Source organism: Methanococcoides burtonii DSM 6242, assembly GCF_000013725.1.
In the GTDB taxonomy this organism is placed as follows: Archaea; Halobacteriota; Methanosarcinia; order Methanosarcinales; family Methanosarcinaceae; genus Methanococcoides; species Methanococcoides burtonii.
Window position 1 is genome coordinate 1,885,129 of sequence record NC_007955.1, and the last position, 22,360, is coordinate 1,907,488.

The following is a 22,360-nucleotide window of genomic DNA, read 5'->3' on the forward strand; positions in this document are numbered from 1 at the left end:
TGTAAAAAAGGGCAGTTGATCGGAACTACTGAAAAAGCAAAAATGTATATTCGTTCCCGACAAAGATGGGTCGTTGCCTTTATTCACATCCTGAAAAGGCAAGCGGAGGTTCTCTAAATGTCGGCTGCAATGATCGGAATGAGCTTTCTCGTACTTGGTGTCATCCTGCTTCTTGGGAAATGGATAAGGGTTATGTCACCCCCCATCCAAAAACTGTTCATTCCCAGTTCTCTTATCGGTGGATTCCTGGCTTTATTTCTTGGACCTGAGGTCCTGGGTTATTTGATCTCATGGATAGGAGATAGCAGTACGTTCCTATCAGGTGGGATATTTCCAGAAGAGATGCTTGATGCGTGGACCACTCTGCCTGGGCTTTTCATAAACATCATATTTGCAACACTTTTTCTTGGGAAAAAACTACCCGCGATCAAAGACATATGGCTTCTTGCAGGGCCACAAATTGCCCACGGACAGACCATAGCATGGGGTCAGTATGTGTTCGGCATATTGGCTGCAATCCTGATATTGACCCCTTTTTTTGGAATGGACCCAATGGCAGGTGCCCTTCTAGAAATATCATTTGAAGGCGGGCATGGTACTGCAGCTGGTATGAGCGCTACTTTTGAGGAACTTGGCTTTTCAGATGCAACAGACCTGGCACTTGGGCTTGCAACTGTGGGTATTCTCTTTGGTGTTATTCTTGGGATCGTGCTTTTGAACTATGGTGTAAGGTCAGGAAAAACAAGTGTGCTGAAAGACCAATCCCAGTTATCCCTTAGTGAAACCTATCAGAAAGGCATCATTGATTTTGACGCAAGGGAGTCTGCGGGGAAGATAACTACAAGACCCGAATCCATCGAGCCGCTTTCACTTCATTTTGCTTATGTGGGAGTTGCTATTGGGATCGGGTATTTGATCCTTCAGGCACTGATATGGATAGAGGCGATCACTTGGGGCCAGGCAACGGGAATATATCTGCTTGCCCATTTACCTCTTTTTCCTCTGGCAATGATAGGAGGCATCATACTACAGATGTTCCTTGATAAGTTCGACCCGTACTATACTCTGGACAGAGATCTTATGATGAGGATACAGGGTTTATCTCTTGACATTCTGATAACCAGTGCAATAGCCACACTGTCACTAACGGTTATCGGAAACAATCTGATGCCTTTCGTCATACTTGCTACAGTTGGAATTGTATGGAACCTGATAGCGTTCTTATACCTTGGACCAAAAATGATGCCTTCATACTGGTTCGAAAAGAGCATAGGTAATTTTGGACAGTCCATGGGGATGACGGCCAGTGGCCTGTTGTTAATGAGGATAGCCGATCCTGCTTCAAAATCTCCTGCCCTTGAGGGATTTGGTTATAAACAGCTGCTATTTGAACCGATAGTGGGTGGTGGGATATTTACAGCTGCCTCTGTACCCCTGATATTCTATTTTGGCCCGATGCCGATACTTATCATGACATCGGTTATCATGGTATTCTGGGCAGGACTAGGGGTCTTTTACTTTGGCCGAAAATAAATTCGGGAAAGATTTTTTGATAAAATCATTGTAATTGGATAGCATAAGCTTTGCAGTTTATAATAAAGAGCAGTTGATCGGAACTACTGAGAATTGATATACCGTGTCCTATCCAAAGGACAATAAAAAAACTAGGAACCCATTAAGGGCTCATGAGGAAAGAGCGAGAATGGCCTCAGCCAGATCTCCATTCGCACTTTTAAGAGATTCAAGAGCAGCTTCTTCGGACACACCGGTCTGTTCAGCCACAAGTCTAACATCATCTTCAGGGATGACAAGTTCTCTTAGGACCTCTTCAGGAGTGCCGACTACTTGGTAAGTATCTACGCCTTGTGCGTTCATGATACTAACATCTGCATCGTTGAACACAATATCCTTATCTGCGGTTCTAATGATGACCTGTTCAACACCCTCGATCTGATCGATATTGATGCCCATCTGTTTCATCATCTGCTTAACTTTTGCCGGGTTCATGCCCCGACCGCCCATACCTGGAATCATATGATCACCTATTAATTGTTACCGCTTAGGATTACCTTACTACATTAAATGCCTTGTTCTAATATTAGTGGCAGCTACCACCGCAGCTACCGCATCCGGAATTTACTGATGGATTGTCAATGATGAAACCTTTGCCACCATCTGTGTCAATGTAATCTACAGTTGCTTCTTCAAGCTGTTCGCTGATGTCAGGACCTATTACTATCTTGATATCCTTGCTTGTTACTGTAATATCATCTTCCTTTATCTCATCATCAAGTGCCATTCCATACTGGACGCCACTGCATCCCATGCCAGCAACAAATATTCTGAGTGCGTGATCCTTCTTTTCTTCAGTCTCAAGCAGTGCTTTCAATTCTGTTGCAGCAATGTCTGTTATCTCGATCATTCTTTAATCACTCCATTTTGATGTATAAAATCAACAAATGCATTGAACGTTATATATACGTTGTCATACTTAAAAGTTCGCAAAACAACGAACGATCATACAAATTCCACATCATCATCTACCGGTTCGGTAAGGATCTCCTGAGTGTAAGCATTTATCTCCATCGAGTTCCTTGATCCTTTGACTTCCCATATTGGAATATATACAAGATCTATATTGAGTTGAATATCATCCTTTGTAGGCTTGAACATCTTATGTTCGGATATCATGGCCTCCCTGACAACATTGCTAAAGCGTACATCTTTCGTATATTCTTCTATGATCTCGGCCAAAAGGGTACTTTCTGCTTCCTGCTGATCGAACATCTTATTCTTTATTTCGTAATTATCATCTGGTAACGTGATATTTTCATTTATCTGCTGTAGTTCGATCTGTTCCTTGTTCCCATTCAGTGCATTCAGACAACCCTGACCTTGTCCTGATATATCGATTAACTTGTTCTTGAACCGGTGTTCCGCTTTTACCGCATATGTATATCTCCAGTATGGGACAAATTTTAGAACTACATCATTAGGCATTCCTATCTCGGACCTTGCCATTGCAACAGCCCTGTCCTTTAGTAATTTAATTGGTGCAGTGGGAAGATCAAGTGTAAAAGGTTGGCTCTGTTGCTGCCAGGATGTGGTCTGTGACTCCTGCATAATTGTTGACGTAGGTGCTGGTTCCTGTCGAATGAGATCGTTGATTGGTTCTGCTGTTTGCATCTCGGGGGATGTTCTCCATATATTGAATCCAGGCTTATTGGTTGTTGATGTATCAGGTTCAATATTGTTCGAGTTCCCCATTTCGGTGTCTGCATATGAGGAGCTTGCATCAAGTGTCTGAGTTGGAAGCTCTTCAGTCTGGGATGACTCTGCATCATATGCGACAAGTTCCAGATCAGAAGTATTTCCTTCTATATCAGCAATCACTGCTTTTCCTATTTGGAATGCAAGTTCATCGCGATCCCATGTAATAAGTCCTATATGTGTAGCATAATCCCATATGTCAGCATTCATTTTTTCCAAACTTACATAGAGACCAATGTTGTCCTCTACAACATCAGCAAAGGCCCTTATTTCGGAGATATCGGGCTCTATTGCCAACTTTATATATGTCTTAGTACCATTTTTCTCGATGATCAGATCCACAGTGTCTGACTCTGAAACACTATGTCCAGAAGTTGCAAATATATTTGTCAGGAGTTCTGCAAGGTTATCTTTCATTTTATCAACCATTTCTTTTAAGCAAATATTTAAAAAAATCTTTTCCAAAAACGATCAGAGAACTCTGGTCGTGGTCTCCAGTTCAATACCTTTGTTAGTGATATTATATGAAATGGTCTTATCCGGGGGTATCATTCCTCTCATCTTGCGTATCAATATTGAGCGTTCGATCTCACTTCCACGCTCTCTCATTCGAAATTCTATCACTCCATCACACACACCCTTAAGTGTATTTTCAACTATTGGGTCATGCATACCATCAGTCATCATAACAAGCTGGACTGCGTTTGTAAGCTTGCCTATGGATGATATTATTTCAATGGCCTCAATGACAGAGCTAAGTTCATATGATCTCAGGAAGTAAGAAATTGAATCCACAACACCTCTGTATGACCCCTTTCTTTCTTTTGTAGCAGCCGCTTTAAGTTGGTTCATGGTGTCAGTGTTCAGTTTCAAATAATCTTTTGCTGAAAGGTTGCAGGCAGCGTTCTTTGGCAAAATATTACAAACCCGCGCAGTATAAGCATCAATAAAGTCAACTTTTCCTTCATCGATCTGTTTTTCAATATTCCACCCGAAATTCTTCATATCTTCAACTATCTCCTGAATTGGGTGTTCAGCAGAAAAATAGTAGACATCTTCATGGTTCTTCAATCCACCATAAATAAATTGTTGTGCAAAGACCTCAGCACTTGAACCTGGTTCTGCAAGAAGGAGTATCGTAGTTCCCGGTGGAACTCCTCCTCCGAGCTGCACATCCAAACTCACTACTCCAGTTGGGACGCGGTATCCCCCAGTGCCATCGAAACTGTAATCCATTTTACTCACCATGTGATATTCCTTAGGAAATAATCCTGACAAAACGGTTTGAACATCATAATTGTTATCATAACATATTGATTCCTCTTAGTTTTTATAGTTATAGTATATTTTAATTATCGATTACTATGATCGATCTTGATACTCTCAAATTTGATGGAAATGGCCTGATCGGTGCAATAGCTCAGGACAATAGGACCGGTGAAGTACTCATGTTCGCTTTTATGAACAGGGAAGCTCTGGAAAAGACAATTGAGACCGGTATTGCTCATTACTGGAGTCGCAGCAGACAAAAACTCTGGAAAAAAGGCGAAAGTTCCGGGCACATGCAGAAAGTTCATGAGCTACTCATTGACTGTGATATGGATGCTATTATCCTTAAGATCTCCCAGGAAGGTGGAGCATGTCATACTGGATATCGTTCTTGCTTCTACCGCAATATCGAAGGAGATGTTGTAGGCGAGAAAGTGTTCGATCCGGCTGACGTTTACTGATATTTTAATGACCCTTTTAAGTCCTATACCTTCCTTTTTTTGATATTTCATTGTTTGTGTCAGTTGTGTTAAATAGTTTTGATCGTTAGTTCTATTTATGGTAAAAGGAGAAAATAACAGGATAGTTCCTGATACAAGTGTGATCATCGATGGTTTCCTGTCTGAGATGGTCGAGAGTGGTAAGTATGAAGGGATAGAACTGTTCATATCAGAAGCCATGGTGGCAGAACTGGAATCTCAGGCAAACCGTGGCCTTGATATTGGTAATAAAGGGCTTGACGAGTTAAAACAGCTTCAAGAGATGGCCCGTGAGGGTATGTTAGACATGTCCTTTACAGGCAAAATACCCACTGCCGAAGAAAGGATGTATGCAAAAGCAGGTACTATCGATGCTATCATCCGTTCATGTGCTGAAGATCTTGATGCTACTTTTGTGACTGGCGATAAAGTACAGTATGATGTAGCAGTGGCAAAAGGTATGGATGTGGAATATCTTCCTCCGAGAAAGAATGAATTAATGCCTTTACTAATTGAAGATTTTTTTACTGATGACACGATGTCTGTGCATTTAAAGCATAAAATTGCTCCAATGGCAAAACGCGGTTCTATCAAGAATATCGAGTTCGTGACAATAAGGGATACTCCATGCAGTTCTCATGAACTCAAACAAATAATAAGGGAACTGCTTGAACGTGCAAGGGCAGATGATGAGTCTTTCACTGAGATGTCCCTTAAAGGTGCAACGGTCCTTCAGATCCGTGATATGCGAATAGCCATATCAACTCCTCCGTTCTCTGATGACGTTGAAATAACTGCAGTTCGTCCGGTTGCATCGGTAAGTCTTGATGATTATTATCTTGGTGATGAACTAAAGGAAAGGATTCTGGCACAACGTGGGATTCTGGTTTCAGGTCCACCGGGTGCTGGGAAATCCACTTTTGGTGCAGGTGTGGCCATATTCTTGCATGAGAACAACTATGTTGTCAAGACAATGGAATCTCCGAGGGACCTGCAGGTTCCAAATGAGATTACCCAGTATGCACCGCTTGAAGGAAGTATGGAAAAAACGGCTGATGTGCTGTTGCTTGTCAGACCAGACTATACTATCTATGACGAGGTTCGCAAGACCCGCGACTTTGAGATATTTGCAGATATGAGACTTGCAGGCGTGGGTATGATCGGTGTTGTACACGCAAATCGTGCTATTGATGCTGTGCAAAGGCTTATCGGCAGAGTTGAGCTTGGTGTTATTCCTCAGGTCGTAGATACTGTTATTTTTATCGACAAAGGCGAGGTTGCTCAGGTACAGACCCTTGAGTTCACTGTAAAGGTCCCATCAGGAATGCTTGAGGCCGATCTTGCAAGACCTGTTATAGTGGTCTCCGATTTTGAGACATCCGCTCCTGAATTCGAAATATATACTTTCGGTGAACAGGTCGTAGTTATGCCGGTCTCTGACTCGGGTTCGGTAGCCCGTAAGCCTGTATGGGGTCTTGCAGAAGGTGAGATCGAAGATGTTGTGCAGCGATACGCCAAAGGTCCGGTGGATGTTGAGATGTTGTCAGATACAAGCGCTGTTGTAAAGGTCCTTGGTAGTGAGATATCTAAGGTGATAGGCAAAAGTGGTGTGACCATCGATGAGATCGAGAAGATAGTCGGAGTTCATATCGATGTGCGTGAACTTGATGAGAAATCTCTAAATAGAGACAATAAGGACCGTTCTCCCGAATTGTCCTACAGGCCTACCATCGAACACACAAAGAAGCACGTTATACTGAACGTCCCGGAAATAGCTTCGCAGGATGTCGAGATATATGCAGGAGATGACTATCTTTTCACTGCAACAGTTGGGCGACATGGAGATGTCAAGGTCCGTAGCAATTCTGCTCTTGCAGGGGATATTATGGATGCAGTGGATGATGGGAACTCGATAATTATCAAAGTAATACAATAAAAAAATATGAGGGGACTATCCCCTCATTTTCCTCATTCTTTGATATTAGGCTTTGATTATCTTTCCAAGGCCAAAGCTTATTGCCAGAATGCCTATTGTGCCCAGGCATATTGCGACTATCTCTCCAAGCTTGCCCTTACCTTCGATCGCGTAATCCGGCATTGGTGAATCAATGGTAGCTTCAGTTTCTTCCAGTTCTGCAAATCTTTCTTCTCCGATCACCTTTTCAGCTGCACTTTCCAATCCATCAGGATCGGATGATGCAAGGAATGGTGCGAGTATTGATATCAGGATAGCGAGAGCAAGTACGATGTACAGTAGTTTCATGTTAGGATTGCTCACAATGTTGCCTCCTTTGAACTTTCCACTGCCTTATCATCTACAAGGTCGGGACGTGCTTTTGCAATTGCACCAATGGCGATGGCAGTGATAAGACCTTCTCCGATTATCCCTATCACAAAGTGAAATGTTCCCATTGCAACTATTCCCGGAACAAGTGGGAATGTACCGGCGATGCTCATCTCTATGGCTGTTGCAATAGATGATATGAACAGACCAAGCCATGCGCCGATAAATGCCGATATCTTTATGTCAATGTTCCTTTTCCGGAGTGCGACAAACCCATAGTAGCCAATAAATCCTGAAATAACTCCCATGTTGAGTATGTTCGCACCCATTACGGTGATTCCACCATCTGCAAATACAATTCCTTGTACTAGTAATACGAGTGTAAGAACAAGCACTCCTGCAAACGGACTGCCCAATATTATTGCTACAAGAGCTGCACCGACCATGTGGCCGCTGGTTCCCATTCCAATTGGGATGTTGAGTGCCTGAATGGCAAATATCCCTGCAGACAATGCTGCAAGGATTGGTATTTTCATGTCATCCATATCCCTTCTTGCCCATCTGAGGGACATGAAGATGAATGGGATTGCTATTGCCCAGTAAACAAGTGCTTGTGATAGTGGCATAAATGAATCCGGTATGTGCATTTTATCTTTCTCCTTATGGATCTTGGAAATTACGTACACGGAGGTGTTACGCAATTGTATTAAAGTAACACTCGCGAAATTAGTTGTAACATATATAAATTTAATGGTAATACAAAAGATACCTTTCTGATTACTTGCGAACATTTGAAACGACATTCAAAGCAACTCTTTTCAAATTTGTAAGGGGGAATGTTACGTTTGTGGCATAATTTATTAATAATAATATCTCTTTTTCCTGTCATCTGACTGCTGCCTCTAGTAAAAAAAGCAGCAGGTGAAGGTAATCATGGCTTCTGAAAACCCTATTATAGAACTGAATAACCTTTCTTTCAAATATTCTCATAGTGATGTAAAGGCACTTGACGGGATCGATCTAAGCATATATCCCGGTGAGAAAATTGCTATTCTTGGGGCCAATGGCGCAGGGAAATCTACTCTTTTCAAGCATTTGAACGGCATACTTTCTCCCTCTTCAGGCAATGTGCTAATCAAAGGGGATACAATTTCCAAAAAAACGATATATAAAGCAAGGAAAACAGTTGGGATCGTCTTCCAGAATCCCGATGATCAGATATTTTCTCCAACAGTGGAGGAAGATGTGGCATTTGGTCCTATCAATATGGGACTTTCTGAAGAAGAGGTCGAAGAAAGGATCAGGTCATCCCTTGAACTGGTCAATCTGTCTGGATTTGAGAAGCGAGCTCCGCATCATTTGAGCGGCGGTCAGAAGAAACTGGTTGCAATTGCAGGCGTTCTTGCAATGCAGCCTGAAGTGGTTGTATTAGATGAACCAACGGCAGGACTTGATCCTTTAAACGCAGCCAAGGTTATGAATATCATTGAAAAAATGAACCTTGAACTTGGTATGACAGTTGTGCTTTCAACACACGATGTCGATATTATTCCGGCATTCGCTGACCGGATATGCATAATTGACCATGGTAAAATTCAGGCAACAGGCAGTCCTAAGGAAATTTTCAGAGACCATGCACTTATTCAGAAAGCTCATTTGCGTATGCCAAGAATAGCAGAGGTCTTTGAACTTTTACAGGAAGAGGGCATCGATGTCCAGATACAGATAACTCCTGTAGATGCAAAAGACGAGATCGTTCGCGTGATGGATATGCACGCTTCGGAGTAAGATACATGGGTATTGGCCTGACAGAGATCGAAAGAGAATCTTACAAGGACAGTCCAATTCACAGGCTGGATGGGCGAATTAAGATTCTAGCTCTGCTTAGTATCGTATTCTATGTGGCGGCTCTTCCGCGATTGGATGATTCCAACATGATCAAACTTCTTGTACTCGAGTCCTATCTTTTTGTTTTAATCATTATCGCTCGACTCAATCTTTTCTATGTTCTTGTAAGGTTAGTGGCAGTTCTGCCTTTCGGGCTCGGGCTGGCAGTATTTCAGCCTTTTATAAGACAGCCCTTCATTGAAACGTTTACTGTCTATCCTGTGTCACTTCCGTTAGGATTGACCATCACTTATGAAGGGCTTGATTTTGGAATGACGCTGATGGCAAGGTTCCTTGTCTGTGTGACCTCTATTATTGTTCTTTCATCTACCATGAAAATGAACGATTTTGTAGTGTCTGCAAGAAGACTTGGTGTTCCAAAGGAATTCGTCCTGCTTTTGACCATGATGGTGAGATATCTTTTTGTGTTCTGGAGTGTTCTCAAAAGGATACGTGTGGCACAACAATCCCGCCTTTTTGATATCTGGAACAAGAATGTTCCGAGGAAATGGATACTCGAACAGGTAGGCAATACAATAAGTTCATTGTTCGTACAATCATATGAGCAGGGTGAAAGGACTTACATAAGTATGCTTTGCAGGGGCTATAGCAATGACAATAGCAACCTTTTCATTCGCAGGACAAGGGTGCAGGCAAAGGATGCAATGTTTGGGATCATCACCATTGGATTGATATTATCGGTCCAGTTCCTTCTGTGAGTCCGAAAAGTGACTGTTATTTTTTTTAAACCATATACTAATATACATTCGTTTACATTTCTTCTACTTAAGGAGAGTTTTTTGTGAAAGTATCGATTATTGGTTCAGGTTACGTTGGTTCAGTGTCAGCTGCATGTTTTGCAGAGCTTGGTCACGAAGTGATATGTATCGACATTGATGAAATGAAAGTGCGGATGATCAATGATGGCATTCCTCCAATTTGGGAAGAAGGACTTGAAGGACTGATGCAAAAGCATGCTGAGAAGAATCTTATTGCAACTTCCGATTACGACTATGCAATACAGAACTCGGATATATCCTTTATTTGTGTGGGCACACCTTCGAACGAACACGGGAACATCGATCTTTCTATTGTTGGCAATGCTTGCAAAAGTCTTGGAATGGCCATGGCAAAAAAAGACGGTTTCCATATCGTGGTTGTCAAGAGCACAGTGGTTCCCGGGACCACAGAGGATGTTGTGTTGCATCTTCTTGAGGAGCATTCCTGTAAGACTGCCGGGAAGGATTTTGGCTTGGCAATGAATCCTGAGTTTTTGAGGGAAGGTAAGGCAGTCTATGATTTCATGAACCCTGATAAGATCGTTGTAGGGGGTATCGATGGGCGTACGATTGCTCTTGTTTCGGAGCTTTATCGTGATCTGGAATGTGAGGTCACAAGTACGAACCCCCGGACCGCTGAGATGATAAAATATGTGAACAATTCTTTCCTTGCTACCAAGATCTCATTTTCCAATGAAGTGGGCAATATCTGCAAAAGACTTGGCATTGATACCTATGAGGTCATGAAAGCAGTGGGTAAGGATTTCCGTATATCGGAACATTTCCTGAATTCCGGTGCAGGCTTTGGCGGCTCATGTTTCCCTAAAGATGTACGTGCTCTGATAGGAAAAGCAAAGGAACTTGATTATTATCCTGCTCTTCTTGAATCTGTAGTTGAAGTAAATGATCTGCAGCCCATCCAGATGTTTGAACTTCTCGAGGAGAATGTGGGGGACGTGAAGGGCAAACGTATTGCTGTACTCGGACTGGCTTTTAAGAACGATACCGATGATATCCGTGAATCCCGCTCAATTCCGGTTATACGCAAACTTCTTGAGAAAGGTGCTTTAGTGACCGCTTATGATCCAATGGCATCGGAGCACATGAAAGCTGTCTTTGAGGATATTACATATTGTGAGAGTTCTGAAGATGCCCTTAATGGAGCGGATGCCTGCCTTATCATGACGGAATGGACCGAGTTCAGAAAGCTCGATAGTGAGTTCAGTGGCATGAAGAGCAAGGTTGTCATTGATGGCAGAAAGATGATCGATCCTGATAATCTGGAACAGGATATAGTTTACGAAGGCCTTTGCTGGTGATATTGATGAGTGGGGGCTATTTCCACATCCTTTTCTTTTTACGTCCTCATGGTTGATTGTGGTGCTGTATATGGCTTCATTTTGCCTATAGACCACACAATTTGATTAAATCAACAGCAAAGGAGGTATAATCAATCCTCTTCTATGCGATTAGAGGGCTAATATCAGGGCGCATCCTATTCCATACACTATCACTGATTTTGGATCAAGATATTTCCAATTGGGTACCGTATTGTTTACTGCGATCATTCCTATAATTAAAGCTGCACCTATCAAATCGAACATGCTGAAATTGAGCTGTGTTACAATTTCTGCCCAAAAGGATTGTACTGATAATGTGGCCCATCCTGTTATGACCATAGCGCCCAGAAAAATAACAAGAGCCTCGAACTTGTTTCGGAACTGTCCATTGAAGATGAATACAGTATCAATTACCTTATACACTGTTCCTCCGATCAACGCCATAGTCGAGCCGGTTAGCATTAGGGTTAATTCATTGTTGATTATTTCGAACATATTTGATATTGTAAGGATTGTATTTAGTCCTTTCAATGTGTCAATATCGATATCCATAATTTGGGTATTCGTTCACTTTTCTTACTTTATAAAATCCATATGCTACAAACAACGAGAACAATGATATTAATACTGTGATCCAATCCCATGTGATTCCTGGAGAGATTACATTTATTGAAATGAATGGAACTGGATTCGCAGCATTTATTGCGATTTCCATACCTTCCGTAATTCCAGATTGTAGCACTTTGAAATTTTGTGAGATATCACTAGTATAAACGCTAGGTAAAAGATACTTACTTCTGTATGCCAGAATTGTTAAGAATGCTTTCATTCCCATGAATATTGCAAATGTGAATGTTGTATCTGAGTAGAACACCTTCAATACTTTTAACATAAATCGTGAATGAAATTCAATGTATATATCTTTTCACTGTTTTTCAGAGTGAATAGTATATCATGTGGCTACGAGGGGACAGTCTGGATCAACGTGCTTGGCAGATCTATAACCACATAGATATTGAAACAGTTCGAGAAGAGTATGGGGGATGTGTTATGCAAACAGAATGCACTGGAATTAGTCCGAGATATGCAGCAGACCGGGAAGCAAATAAAAAACGTTTATACAACAAGCTAAGGAATTCATAACCATACCATTGCCCTTTAACCAAACTTTTATTAAACATATTAATCCGCTTTTCTCTCTGAATTTTGGTATTGGTATTTAAGTAGAGTTTATATGTTATCAGGACCTATATTTGTGCATGAACTGTCCCAGGTGCAAGAGCTCCAATCATAAAAAGAACGGTAAAATCGATGGACGTCAACGCTACAAATGCCATGATTGTGAGTATAACTATTCAGTGGAGCTAAAATCAACTGCTAGCCCCATGTCTGTTAAACGGCAGGCTTTACAGCTCTATCTCGAAGGATTAGGATTTCGCTCAATTGGACGTTTATTAGGAGTTAGCCACGTTTCTGTCCAAAAATGGATAAAGAAGTTTGGTCGTGAATTAGAGGATATAAAGAGCGAAAATGAAATATCGATCGTTGAATTAGATGAAATGCACACTTACATCGGGAACAAAAAAATATTGTTGGATCTGGATTGCTGTTGATAGAGATGGAAAAAGGTTCATCGACTGCTCTTTTGGTAGCAGGGGGAAGGAAACAGGACTAAAGCTCTGGAAAAAGTTAAAGGGGAAGGAGATTGGAGAAGTGATGACTGATCACTGGAGGGCATATGCAGAGTTTCTTCCAGAGAAAATTCATACTCAATCCAAAGCTGAAACATATACTGTTGAAGGATATAACAGCATAATTAGGCACTTTCTGGCAAGATTGAGAAGAAAGTCAAAGTGTTATACTAAGAGTCTTGAAATGCTGAAGTACTCTGTTCTTCTTTTGATGAAGTACAGAAATAAAGAATTAGCTATGTTTAATTAACAATGCCCTATTTTTCATACATTACCTTAGCTATTATTGTACTACCTAGCTTTTTGGATGAAAGTTAAAAATAAATATAAGGCTCACTATATTTCATAATAATGCAAATAATTTTTGATAGAATCCATTGATTCGTTACATTGATGTACCAAAACTGTATGTACTCCCCATGAAAAAAATAGTGATAATTGATTATGGGCTTGGTAATCTTCGCAGTGTTCAGAAAGGACTGGAGCATGCAGGTGCAGAAGTCCTCATCTCAAAGGACCCTGCAGACATTGGAAATGCCGATGGTATCATTCTTCCAGGTGTGGGTGCATTTTCCGATGCAATGAAGAACATCGTGCCTTTTTTGGATCCCATAACTGATTATGTGGCATCAGGCAAGCCACTTCTCGGTATATGTCTGGGAATGCAAATGCTTATGACCAGGTCTGAAGAAGGTGGTCTTACAGAAGGACTTGACCTTGTTCCAGGAAATGTTGTGAGGTTTCCAAGATCTGAGTTGAAGGTCCCTCAAATGGGCTGGAACTCTTTAAAGATCGAACATGACCATCCCTTCTATGAGGGTGTGTCTGATGGGGCTTTTGTATATTTTGTACATTCCTATTATGTTGATACCGATTCATCCCACATGCTTGCATCATGTGATTACGGCATAGACTTTGCTGCATCGGTAGTAAATTCGGCAGGCAATGTTATAGGCACTCAGTTCCATCCTGAAAAAAGTGGCGATATTGGTTTGAAAATGCTCACAAACTTTGTAGACATGTGCTGATAAGGAGCGATTGTATGGATATAGAAGGTTATGCAAGAAAAGGACTGCGAAATAATGATCCCGGGCTTGAAGACAAGTTGACAGAAAGGATACTCGAGATTAAGAACTCATCTGAAAAACACGCACGCAATCTTGCAAAAGCAGCTATTGTGGAAGCAAAGGCAACTTTGAATGTCGAAGGGGATGTGCTGACATCAACTGTCTCAGGGGTGACCATGGGTGAATTTGGTGTGGGCTCCCGGGGACTGGGAGATTTCTATGCACACGAAAAGATCGCTGAGGTAATAGGCAAGACCAGTGCAGCGGTGGACACGTCCCATCTCGATGATTCCGGAGCTGTCCTGAACGAAAAGGGCGATGGGTACATCATTGTCACTATAGATGGTATTCATTCCCGATTGAGCGATTTTCCTTTCCTTGCGGGTTTCCACGTAGCCCGTGCATCCCTGCGTGATGTCTATGCCATGGGTTCCCGTCCGGTTGCACTCTTGTCCGATATTCATGTTGCCGATGATGGCGATGTGGCAAAGATATTCGACCACATTGCAGGCATAACCACAGTATCGGAACTTACTGGCATTCCTCTTGTTACTGGAAGTACATTACGCATCGGCGGCGATATGGACATCGGCGAACGCATGACCGGTGGTGTTGGTGCAGTAGGCACGTCTACTGAACTGACCGCCCGTGTGCAGACACAGGTCGGAGATGTCATATTGATGAGCGAAGGTGCAGGTGGAGGAACTGTTTCCACAGCAGCGCTCTATTATGGGATGCATGATGTGGTGGATGAAACTATAAACATCAAGTTTCTGGAAGCATGTGAGGCTCTGATAGCTTCAGGTCTTACCAAACACGTCCATGCAATGACCGATGTGACCAATGGCGGTATTCGTGGTGATGCAAAAGAGATATCAAGAACAGCTGGCGTAAAACTTGTCTTTGATGAATCAAAGATGCGTCCTCTTGTCAATCCGAAGGTCCTTGAGATGCTGGAAAAGCTGGAGATCGACTATCTTGGCGTATCCCTGGATGCTTTGCTTGTGATCGCTCCACCGGAATATGCAGAACAGATCATTCAGGTGGTAAAGGACGTAGGGGTTGATATTGATGTCATCGGTGAGATCGTGGAAGGCAGCGGTGCCGAGATAGTCATTGATGGCAAGGTATGTGATTTCACTCCTCGGTTCAGGGAATCCGCTTACACTCCCATCAAGAAGATGATCGGTGAGGAAGAACCCAGGGACTTTGAAGAGATGAAAGAAGCTATCGACAAAGCTGCAAAAGAAGCTTCTGATAAAAAGAAAAGGGTTATGGAAATGATAAGAGGAAAGTGAGTATCATTCTCCCTCCTCTTCTATTTTTTTAACAGTAAAGAGAGGTCCCTGTACATCAGTGATCTCTACTTTGTCTCCATCGCTGATCTCTTCTTCCACTTTTGCTTTCCAGTATTCTCCTTTGTACTTGACAAATCCTTCTTCTCCTGCTTTGATGTCCTCTATAGCATTCGCCATCTCCCCGATAGGGTCTTCGCCGATCACAGGTTTTTTGTGTCTGACCTCGAGCACTTTATAGAAGACGAACACAAAGAGGATCCCCATCACGATCGTGGGTGTAACGATCGCGATTATCATCGACCGCTGTACGTCAGCAGGGCTGTACCATCTGGGAAAGTCCATAGGTACCAGGAAGATACTTCCGGCTATCAGGCATACAAGTCCGGCAAGTCCAAAGATGCCAAATCCAGGTGCCTGCAATTCGAGAACGAACAGTATCACCCCGAGCAATATAAGGAAAATAGCTGCGATATTCACATCGAATCCCATTCCCACAAGTCCCAGTGATATTGCAACAATTCCAAATATCTCTGCACCTGCTCCAGGATTAGAAATTCCTATCACGATACCGTATATGCCGAGCATAATGAGAAGTGAGGAAATTATCGGATCCGATATAATGTCCATAAAGCTCAATCTCAGGGACGGTCTATAGTTCTCAATAGCAGCACCTTTGGTGTTCAGTACCTTTCCTTTAATCATCTGACCATTCACTTGCTCAAGAAGGTCATCAATGTCAGATGCAACATACTCGATAATTCCTGCTTCCAATGCTTCTTCATCATTCAGGTTCAGATTTTCTGTAATGAACTTCTCTGCAGTTGTTTCATTGCGACCGTGCTGTTTTGCTTTTGTTTTTGCAAGAGCCACGAGTGCATTTACTATCTTATCGTCCTCTATGGGCTCTATACCCTGAGGTGACACTGATACAGGTTGGGCAGAACCGATAATCGTATTTGGTGACATTGCCGCAATGTCTGTTCCGATCAAGATAAGTGTCCCTGCCGACCATGCTTTTGTTCCTCCGGGATATACATAACCTATTACCGGGATATCCGATCTGTCAATGGCTTCGATTATCTTGAGGGTCTCATCAACCCCTCCGCCAGGGGTGTTGAGGGTGATAATAAGGGCTTCGTATTCATTTTGTTCTGCTAGCTGCAATGCATCTATCACAAGATCGTCTGCTACAGGTGTGATCGAATCGGAGATGTCCAGTACCAGAACTGTCTGCTCTGCAGAAGCAACTGAGGGTATTAACAGTAATAGTACCAAAAAAAAGAAAGGAAGGATAGGTGATCCTTTGTTCAATATCATCACCTTCATCCTGGTTTATTTCTGCGAGAATGCTTTTGAAAGGGCAGCGATCTCTGCAGTGTTCGATGAAGTTGAAATTACAATGAGGTTCTTCTCACGTGCAACTTCAGCAATTGTCTGAAACTCTCTCAACTTAATTGCTGCTGGCATATCCTGGTAGAGCTGTGCTGCCTGTCTCATCTTCTCTGCTGCCAAGAACTCTCCTTCGGAGAGGATGATACGTGCACGCTTTTCCCTTTCTGCTTCTGCCTGTTTTGCAATAGCACGTAGCATTGTCTCATCAATACTAACATCTCTGAGAGTTACTGCGGTGACCTTGATACCCCAGGGGTCTGTGGACGCGTCAAGTAATTCCTGTATGTCCTTGTTTATGGTATCACGTTTAGACAGCACGTCATCGAGCTCTATCTGGCCGATCACATCCCTGAGCGTTGTCTGTGAAAGCATTGCAGTTGCGAATTTGTAGTTCTCAACTTCAGTTACAGCTGCAGCAGGCTTGAGGACCCTGTAGTAAATAACTGCATCAACAGCGACAGTAACATTGTCCTTTGTTATGACCGCCTGCTTTGGTACATCGATGGTGACCACACGAAGATCGATCTTTACGACAGAATCAATTATAGGGATGATCAGGAAAAGTCCCGGACCTTTCACGCCGCTGAGCCTTCCTAGCCTGAAAATAACAACCCTTTCGTATTCCTTTACCATCTTAAGTGATTGTGACAAGATGATAACTGCAATGACAAGTATAGGTATGATGTATTCTTCTATCATGTTTCACTTCTCCCAAATTAAATGGAAGAGACTGTGATAAAAAACTATTGCTTGTGGCAATCCAATGTTACGCAAAGACATAAATCTAACATAAACAATTAAGACTTGATACAAATGAGAGATGAGTGCAACGAATGTGGAGGAAAAGGATACGAGGTCCTTTCTACTGAAAAATGTCCTGAATGTAAAGGTTCAGGAAAAATAAAATCCGTAAATCTAATGGATCTTTCTCAAAATGATGTGAAAAATTTCTTGAATGAGGGTTCAGTATGTTCCAAATGCGGTGGAAGCGGAGAAATTGAAGTAAGAAAACAATGTCCTGCATGTAGTGGTAAGGGTGCTTCTTATAGATGTGATGTCTGTGACAAGCCTATTGCTGGACCCATAGATGGCAAGGAAGCTTGTATTGCCTGCGGTAAGATCGAGATCGTACATGTTCTGGACAATTCCTGTAATCAGGATGAGCTGGAAGTAGGCAAGATGTACCTTGCTAAAGTAAATAATCATGCGGACTTTGGTGTATTCGTTGATCTGAATTCAAATTTACGTGGTTTGATCCATTCAAGCAATCTCAACATCAAGCTTGAAGAAAAAGCTCCGGTGATCGTGCAGGTAAAAGAGATCAGACGTGATGGTAAAATGGATCTGATCCCCCGTGTTATAAAAGATTATCAGACAGTAGAGGTCGAGAAGAGTATCTCCATCAGAAGATCGACCGAACTTGGCAGTTTTACTGGTAAACTTGTAAAGATTGAAGGTGAGGTAATTCAGGTAAAGCAGACCGCAGGCCCCACTATCTTCACAATTTCCGATGAAGACGGGCTTATTTCCTGTGCTGCTTTTGAGAGTGCCGGTACACGTGCTTTTCCAGAAATAGATGCAGACATGATAATTACTGCAACCGGTGAAGTTACCTCCCGTGGTGACAGACTCCAGTTGGAGGTCAGAAGTATGAAACATCTGATCGGTGAAAAAGAAGTAGCTGTCAAGAAGCGCATCGATGATGCCATTGATCAGAGAGCTGAGCCTTCCGACATTGAGTTCCTTGTTGAGAGCGAGATCCTTGAAAAGCTTCGACCTGCAATGCGTAAGGTCGCAAAGGAGATCAAGAGGGCTATTATAAGGTCAAAACCAATCCTTTTACGTCACCATGCCGATGCTGATGGAATGACCGCGGCAGTAGCTATCGAAAAGGCTATCCTCCCTATGATAAGGGAAGTGAACGGCCCTGATGCGGAATATCATTATTACAAGAGAGCACCCTCAAAGGCTCCATTTTATGAACTTCCGGATGTTACCAAGGATATATCCTTTGCACTTGAGGATGCTGCAAGACACGGACAGAAACTTCCACTGGTCGTAATGGTGGACAACGGTTCCACAGAAGAGGATGTTCCGGCCATGAGGCAGGCACAGGTCTATGGTATCGACATGGTCGTAGTTGATCACCACCATCCCGATGAGATCGTTGACCAGTATCTGCTTGGTCATGTGAATCCTGCTCATGTGGGCGGGGATTTCGGTATGACTGCAGGAATGCTGGCCACGGAAGTTGCCCGTATGATCAACCCGGATGTGACAGATGTGATCAAACATCTTCCTGCTATTGCTGCAGTGGGTGACCGTTCTGAAGCACCGGAAGCTGAAGTTTACAAGCAGCTTGTGGCTGACAGGTATTCTCTTCAGGACCTTAAAGAGATGGCACTTGCACTTGATTTTGAAGCATACTGGCTCAAGTTCGCTAGTGGAAGGGGCATCGTTGATGATCTGATGGACCTTGGGGACCACAAGAGGCACAACGATATAGTAAAACTGTTATGTGAACAGGCAAATGCCATGATCTCAGAACAGCTCGATGCCTGTATGCCGAACGTGAAGTCGGAGGATCTACCCAACACTGCTGTACTAAACGTGCTGGATGTTGAGAACTACGCTCATAAGTTCACATTCCCGGCACCGGGCAAGACCTCAGGTGAAGTGCATGACCTTATGTGTAAGAAACTCGAAGGAAGGCCGGTAATTACCATCGGTTACGGTCCTGATTTTGCAGTGATACGCTCAAAAGGAGTTCTGATGAACATTCCACAGATGGTCCGTGAACTTCACGAAGAGATCGTAGGCGCTGGTGTGAATGGCGGCGGACACCTTGTAGTTGGAAGTATCAAGTTCGTAGAAGGTATGCGTACCGAAGTACTTTCCAAACTGGTCGAGAAGATTGGTTCCGTGGGTGTAGAGTGACATCTCTCATCCATTTCTTATTCTAAAAAATAAAAGGAACAAAAAAGAAAAGGGAGCTTTCCCTTTTTAATCTACACGTGTGATACGGACCAGTGAGCTCATAGGCACATTGGCGATCATATCAGCATTCATCTTGTCAACGATAACTGCAACTGCGATCGGGGTTGCACCAACCTCACGAAGCTGTTCAGCAACGTCTGTAACAGTAGCTCCGGATGACACTACATCGTCCACGATGATGCACTTCTTTCCCTCGACATCAGCGAAGTTCCGGCTAAAGATGCCTCTTTGATTGGTCTTTCCCTTCTGGTCATCATAGTCATGGAAGATCGCGAAATCGATCTCCAGTTCTTCGGCCATCATGGTGGCAATAGGAATCCCACTAAGCCCGATGCCGATTACAAGGTCAGCATCCTGTTGTGTCCTCTCCAGTTTCTCTATCACCATATCACAAAGTGCCTGCGAGATACATCTTAATCTGTATGAACTCTGTCCGACACTGTTCCATGTAACAGAGATATCCTTTGGTGCAGGTGCTACAACATCTTTCTTTGAGCGTGTCAAAAGCCATGTGACCGTTTCCCTGGACACGTTAAGCTCATTTGCGATCTGGCCTGTAACAAGGCCATTTGACTGCAATTCAACCGCTTTTAGGATCAATTCTTCTATGTTCTTCATATTATCCCATCTGAAATATTAATTAGTTTTAACCTTTTAAAATAGGTATAGTACATCTCTATGGTTATAGTTTTCTTTTCCTGACCTTTTTCAAAAGAGAACCGCAGACTGGGCAATCATCTCCCTCATCGAATTTGCGATAGCATGCAGTACATTTTTTTCCCCATACAAGTACGTCCTTTATCTTTTTCTGATTGATGGGCTTAACTTCAATACCAAGCACTGAAGCCATGTTCTGCACAGCATAGTCATCCGTGAGAAGGACTCCGGTCTCCTTGTATTCAAGAGCCTTCGTTAGAATGTCTATATCTGTGGATGAGAGCTCTTCAACATCCCTCGTCTTTTTTGCAATCGAAAGTACCTCTTTTCGAACCTGTGGGTCAGGTGTTTCGATTCTTGTACCTGTCTCACAAGCGATCTCGAATCGCATCATGGCTTCCCGGCTCTTCATTTCTTCCTTTACGGAAGGCACAGTGATGAACAGCGATGTGTCACCATCATATCCATAGATGAAAACTGCGGAATCTGTAATATAGAATGTCATGTTCGTGTAGTTTCAAGCCAGTTTGATACTATAGATATTTCTTCAGGCTTATATGTATGGCTATCATCATTTAATCAGATGATGGTAGCATAATGTCTACACCGGTTTCCCTTATTTCGAATTGTCTTATTCCTGTGTCATGAGAGCTTCCACGCATCTTGATGACCGTTAGTGTTTTGTCGATATGGTTCTCTTCCTCTTTTAGCGAAAGCAGCACTGAAGCATCCATGCCGTAATCTTCGACATTCTGTATTCCATTAATGTTATCTGTCCTTTGTGCGAATATCGATGTAACTCCGTTTGATCTGAACATCTCTGAAAGCAGTCTTATATGATCCTTTGCATCCAGAGGTGTCATAAGGTCGGAGAATACGTTCACATCATCTATAAAAATGCGTTTGATGTTCTCTTTTTTGATTATTGAACGCAAGTTGATGGCATGTTCTCCGGCTTCAAGACATGACATGCTGGTGAAGATGACCTTTATAACGCCGGAACTGACAAAGTCCCTTATGTCATGACCAATGGAACTTGCATTTGCAATTGTTTGTCCTTCTGATTCTATAAATGAAACTATCATCCCGGGCTCTTCAGCCTTTGCACCTTCTGCAATGAACTGTGTTCCAATTGTGGTTTTTCCGGCACCACTACATCCAGAGATCAGGGTTGAGGTCCCTCGGATAACACCATTTCCGGTCATGATGTCAAGTCCTTCTATTCCTGTTGATACACGGTCTGTAAAGTGTGGTATCTCCATTTCGGTAAGTTCCTGCCGGTGGAGTACAATGCCTTCTTCAGTTATTGAAAATGGTTGTTTCCCACTTATATATCCCTGACCTCTGAGCTTTAAGACCTCGAGGTGGTGTACTCTTCTTTTGTTGTTTTCATCATTAGAAAGATAAATAACACCATCTGCTACGTGGCTTAAGTCACTTTTCAGTAGCTCATCCTCGGTGAACTCCCCGGTCGCTATCACAAGAGCATCCCACTTTTTCATACGCAAAAACAGGTCATAGTAGAAGCGACGCTTTGCTTCTTCGTCAAGAGTGCTTCCTATGGTCGTTATTGGGTCAATGACAATTCGGTCGGGTTTTATTTTTTCAATGGATTCTTCCAGATTCCACATGAATGTGTATATCCCTTTATCAAGGGATTCGGTGCCGATCGGTATGTAGTTCATTGTTCCTGAAGAAAGCAATGAGATATTATAGAAATTCAATTTTGACATGAATTTATTGACCATTGTTATTGGCTCATTCAATGATGTAACATACATGCAGACCTCTTTTTTCTCAGAGGCGCTGAAGATGGATTGCATTGCAAGCGTGGTCTTTCCTGAACCTGCCGGACCTGCTATCAGGATCGCAGAGGGCTTTGGGAATCCGCCTTTCAAAATAGTATCAAGAGCATCTATCTCTGAACTCATTTGTTTCATTGTAGCACCT

General features: G+C 42.6%; 23 protein-coding genes. 10 read left to right on the forward strand and 13 right to left on the reverse strand.

The annotated features are described in order from the left end of the window. The first annotated feature begins 117 nt into the window (after positions 1 to 117). Positions 118 to 1,533, forward strand: a complete 1,416-nt coding sequence (locus tag MBUR_RS09240) for a sodium/glutamate symporter (RefSeq protein WP_011499816.1) — start codon at positions 118 to 120, stop codon at positions 1,531 to 1,533. A gap of 150 nt (positions 1,534 to 1,683) precedes the next feature. Here the strand turns inward: MBUR_RS09240 and MBUR_RS09245 are convergent, their stop codons facing one another. The 4 genes from MBUR_RS09245 to MBUR_RS09260 all read right to left on the reverse strand — a co-directional run bounded on the left by MBUR_RS09245 (position 1,684) and on the right by MBUR_RS09260 (position 4,506). Then, on the reverse strand, positions 1,684 to 2,034 hold the full coding sequence (locus MBUR_RS09245; RefSeq protein ID WP_011499817.1) for a nascent polypeptide-associated complex protein: 351 nt from the start codon (positions 2,032 to 2,034) through the stop codon (positions 1,684 to 1,686). A gap of 64 nt (positions 2,035 to 2,098) precedes the next feature. Next, a complete protein-coding gene (locus tag MBUR_RS09250; RefSeq protein WP_011499818.1) occupies positions 2,099 to 2,422 on the reverse strand; it encodes a HesB/IscA family protein in 324 nt (107 codons plus the stop codon). A gap of 95 nt (positions 2,423 to 2,517) precedes the next feature. Next, a complete protein-coding gene (locus MBUR_RS09255; protein ID WP_011499819.1) occupies positions 2,518 to 3,699 on the reverse strand; it encodes a hypothetical protein in 1,182 nt (393 codons plus the stop codon). A gap of 42 nt (positions 3,700 to 3,741) precedes the next feature. Beyond that, entirely contained in the window at positions 3,742 to 4,506 is a 765-nt protein-coding gene (locus tag MBUR_RS09260; protein ID WP_011499820.1) for an RAD55 family ATPase, read from the reverse strand. 128 nt (positions 4,507 to 4,634) lie between these two features. Here MBUR_RS09260 and hisI point away from each other — a divergent pair, with 128 nt between their 5' ends. Both hisI and MBUR_RS09270 read left to right on the forward strand, forming a co-directional pair. Continuing rightward, entirely contained in the window at positions 4,635 to 5,000 is a 366-nt protein-coding gene (gene hisI / locus MBUR_RS09265; protein WP_011499821.1) for a phosphoribosyl-AMP cyclohydrolase, read from the forward strand. 97 nt (positions 5,001 to 5,097) lie between these two features. Then, positions 5,098 to 6,954, forward strand: coding sequence for a PINc/VapC family ATPase (locus MBUR_RS09270; RefSeq protein ID WP_011499822.1), 1,857 nt, complete (start codon positions 5,098 to 5,100; stop codon positions 6,952 to 6,954). Positions 6,955 to 6,999: 45 nt separating this feature from the next. On the opposite strand, the gene MBUR_RS09275 is transcribed toward MBUR_RS09270, so the two are convergent. Together MBUR_RS09275 and cbiM are read right to left on the reverse strand one after the other, a co-directional pair. Next, entirely contained in the window at positions 7,000 to 7,296 is a 297-nt protein-coding gene (locus tag MBUR_RS09275) for a PDGLE domain-containing protein (RefSeq protein ID WP_011499823.1), read from the reverse strand. After that, positions 7,293 to 7,949: a cobalt transporter CbiM gene (cbiM, locus tag MBUR_RS09280; protein WP_011499824.1), complete on the reverse strand. Its 657-nt coding sequence runs from the start codon at positions 7,947 to 7,949 to the stop codon at positions 7,293 to 7,295. Before cbiM ends, MBUR_RS09275 begins: the two co-directional genes overlap by 4 nt. A 286-nt stretch (positions 7,950 to 8,235) precedes the next feature. On the opposite strand from cbiM, the gene MBUR_RS09285 reads away from it, so the two are divergent. From MBUR_RS09285 to MBUR_RS09295, 3 genes are all read left to right on the forward strand, one after another. Continuing rightward, a complete protein-coding gene (locus MBUR_RS09285; protein WP_011499825.1) occupies positions 8,236 to 9,090 on the forward strand; it encodes an energy-coupling factor ABC transporter ATP-binding protein in 855 nt (284 codons plus the stop codon). Between the two features lie 5 nt (positions 9,091 to 9,095). Then, a complete protein-coding gene (gene cbiQ, locus MBUR_RS09290) occupies positions 9,096 to 9,908 on the forward strand; it encodes a cobalt ECF transporter T component CbiQ (protein ID WP_011499826.1) in 813 nt (270 codons plus the stop codon). A gap of 83 nt (positions 9,909 to 9,991) precedes the next feature. Next, entirely contained in the window at positions 9,992 to 11,287 is a 1,296-nt protein-coding gene (locus MBUR_RS09295; RefSeq protein WP_011499827.1) for a UDP-glucose dehydrogenase family protein, read from the forward strand. A 150-nt stretch (positions 11,288 to 11,437) separates the two neighbouring features. Here the strand turns inward: MBUR_RS09295 and MBUR_RS09300 are convergent, their stop codons facing one another. Together MBUR_RS09300 and MBUR_RS09305 are read right to left on the reverse strand one after the other, a co-directional pair. After that, positions 11,438 to 11,770, reverse strand: coding sequence for a hypothetical protein (locus tag MBUR_RS09300; RefSeq protein WP_157196700.1), 333 nt, complete (start codon positions 11,768 to 11,770; stop codon positions 11,438 to 11,440). A gap of 73 nt (positions 11,771 to 11,843) precedes the next feature. Beyond that, positions 11,844 to 12,200, reverse strand: coding sequence for a hypothetical protein (locus tag MBUR_RS09305; protein WP_011499829.1), 357 nt, complete (start codon positions 12,198 to 12,200; stop codon positions 11,844 to 11,846). A gap of 367 nt (positions 12,201 to 12,567) precedes the next feature. Here MBUR_RS09305 and MBUR_RS13540 point away from each other — a divergent pair. From MBUR_RS13540 to MBUR_RS09325, 3 genes are all read left to right on the forward strand, one after another. After that, positions 12,568 to 13,249, forward strand: a protein-coding gene (locus MBUR_RS13540) for an IS1 family transposase (protein WP_157196701.1) whose coding sequence is annotated in 2 segments (ribosomal slippage) — positions 12,568 to 12,888 and positions 12,890 to 13,249 — 681 coding nt in all. Because the reading frame shifts where the segments join, the coding sequence is not laid out codon by codon here. A 169-nt stretch (positions 13,250 to 13,418) separates the two neighbouring features. Further along, positions 13,419 to 14,027 (forward strand): imidazole glycerol phosphate synthase subunit HisH, encoded by a 609-nt coding sequence (hisH, locus tag MBUR_RS09320; RefSeq protein ID WP_011499830.1) that lies wholly within the window; start codon positions 13,419 to 13,421, stop codon positions 14,025 to 14,027. Positions 14,028 to 14,041: 14 nt separating this feature from the next. Then, a complete protein-coding gene (locus MBUR_RS09325; RefSeq protein WP_011499831.1) occupies positions 14,042 to 15,364 on the forward strand; it encodes an AIR synthase-related protein in 1,323 nt (440 codons plus the stop codon). 3 nt (positions 15,365 to 15,367) lie between these two features. On the opposite strand, the gene MBUR_RS09330 is transcribed toward MBUR_RS09325, so the two are convergent. Then, entirely contained in the window at positions 15,368 to 16,681 is a 1,314-nt protein-coding gene (locus MBUR_RS09330; RefSeq protein ID WP_011499832.1) for an NfeD family protein, read from the reverse strand. A 15-nt stretch (positions 16,682 to 16,696) separates the two neighbouring features. Further along, positions 16,697 to 17,455, reverse strand: coding sequence for a slipin family protein (locus tag MBUR_RS09335; RefSeq protein ID WP_011499833.1), 759 nt, complete (start codon positions 17,453 to 17,455; stop codon positions 16,697 to 16,699). Between the two features lie 114 nt (positions 17,456 to 17,569). On the opposite strand from MBUR_RS09335, the gene MBUR_RS09340 reads away from it, so the two are divergent. After that, positions 17,570 to 19,693 carry a DHH family phosphoesterase gene (locus tag MBUR_RS09340; protein WP_011499834.1) on the forward strand — a complete coding sequence of 708 codons (2,124 nt, stop codon included), beginning with the start codon at positions 17,570 to 17,572 and terminating at the stop codon, positions 19,691 to 19,693. 66 nt (positions 19,694 to 19,759) lie between these two features. Here MBUR_RS09340 and MBUR_RS09345 read toward each other — a convergent pair whose 3' ends face one another. The 3 genes from MBUR_RS09345 to MBUR_RS09355 form a co-directional block, all read right to left on the reverse strand. After that, the gene (locus MBUR_RS09345; protein WP_011499835.1) at positions 19,760 to 20,371 is read right to left on the reverse strand and encodes an orotate phosphoribosyltransferase-like protein; all 612 of its coding nucleotides are present in this window, start codon (positions 20,369 to 20,371) and stop codon (positions 19,760 to 19,762) included. A gap of 64 nt (positions 20,372 to 20,435) precedes the next feature. Beyond that, complete coding sequence (locus MBUR_RS09350) at positions 20,436 to 20,915, reverse strand: NOB1 family endonuclease (RefSeq protein WP_011499836.1); 480 nt, start codon at positions 20,913 to 20,915, stop codon at positions 20,436 to 20,438. Positions 20,916 to 20,985: 70 nt separating this feature from the next. Continuing rightward, positions 20,986 to 22,350, reverse strand: coding sequence for an ATPase domain-containing protein (locus MBUR_RS09355; RefSeq protein ID WP_011499837.1), 1,365 nt, complete (start codon positions 22,348 to 22,350; stop codon positions 20,986 to 20,988). Positions 22,351 to 22,360: the final 10 nt, after the last annotated feature.

Bases quoted from the DNA above. Each gene is read 5' to 3' on its own strand.
- MBUR_RS09255 (WP_011499819.1), bottom strand. From the start codon at position 3,699: ATGGTTGATAAAATGAAAGATAACCTTGCAGAACTCCTGACAAATATA.
- MBUR_RS09250 (WP_011499818.1), bottom strand. From the start codon at position 2,422: ATGATCGAGATAACAGACATTGCTGCAACAGAATTGAAAGCACTGCTT.
- cbiQ (WP_011499826.1), top strand. From the start codon at position 9,096: ATGGGTATTGGCCTGACAGAGATCGAAAGAGAATCTTACAAGGACAGT.
- hisI (WP_011499821.1), top strand. From the start codon at position 4,635: ATGATCGATCTTGATACTCTCAAATTTGATGGAAATGGCCTGATCGGT.
- hisH (WP_011499830.1), top strand. From the start codon at position 13,419: ATGAAAAAAATAGTGATAATTGATTATGGGCTTGGTAATCTTCGCAGT.
- MBUR_RS09240 (WP_011499816.1), top strand. From the start codon at position 118: ATGTCGGCTGCAATGATCGGAATGAGCTTTCTCGTACTTGGTGTCATC.
- MBUR_RS09330 (WP_011499832.1), bottom strand. From the start codon at position 16,681: ATGATATTGAACAAAGGATCACCTATCCTTCCTTTCTTTTTTTTGGTA.
- MBUR_RS09285 (WP_011499825.1), top strand. From the start codon at position 8,236: ATGGCTTCTGAAAACCCTATTATAGAACTGAATAACCTTTCTTTCAAA.
- MBUR_RS09300 (WP_157196700.1), bottom strand. From the start codon at position 11,770: ATGCTAACCGGCTCGACTATGGCGTTGATCGGAGGAACAGTGTATAAG.
- MBUR_RS09325 (WP_011499831.1), top strand. From the start codon at position 14,042: ATGGATATAGAAGGTTATGCAAGAAAAGGACTGCGAAATAATGATCCC.
- MBUR_RS09335 (WP_011499833.1), bottom strand. From the start codon at position 17,455: ATGATAGAAGAATACATCATACCTATACTTGTCATTGCAGTTATCATC.
- MBUR_RS09260 (WP_011499820.1), bottom strand. From the start codon at position 4,506: ATGGATTACAGTTTCGATGGCACTGGGGGATACCGCGTCCCAACTGGA.
- MBUR_RS09305 (WP_011499829.1), bottom strand. From the start codon at position 12,200: ATGTTAAAAGTATTGAAGGTGTTCTACTCAGATACAACATTCACATTT.
- cbiM (WP_011499824.1), bottom strand. From the start codon at position 7,949: ATGCACATACCGGATTCATTTATGCCACTATCACAAGCACTTGTTTAC.
- MBUR_RS09270 (WP_011499822.1), top strand. From the start codon at position 5,098: ATGGTAAAAGGAGAAAATAACAGGATAGTTCCTGATACAAGTGTGATC.
- MBUR_RS09355 (WP_011499837.1), bottom strand. From the start codon at position 22,350: ATGAAACAAATGAGTTCAGAGATAGATGCTCTTGATACTATTTTGAAA.
- MBUR_RS09350 (WP_011499836.1), bottom strand. From the start codon at position 20,915: ATGACATTCTATATTACAGATTCCGCAGTTTTCATCTATGGATATGAT.
- MBUR_RS09245 (WP_011499817.1), bottom strand. From the start codon at position 2,034: ATGATTCCAGGTATGGGCGGTCGGGGCATGAACCCGGCAAAAGTTAAG.
- MBUR_RS09340 (WP_011499834.1), top strand. From the start codon at position 17,570: ATGAGAGATGAGTGCAACGAATGTGGAGGAAAAGGATACGAGGTCCTT.
- MBUR_RS09345 (WP_011499835.1), bottom strand. From the start codon at position 20,371: ATGAAGAACATAGAAGAATTGATCCTAAAAGCGGTTGAATTGCAGTCA.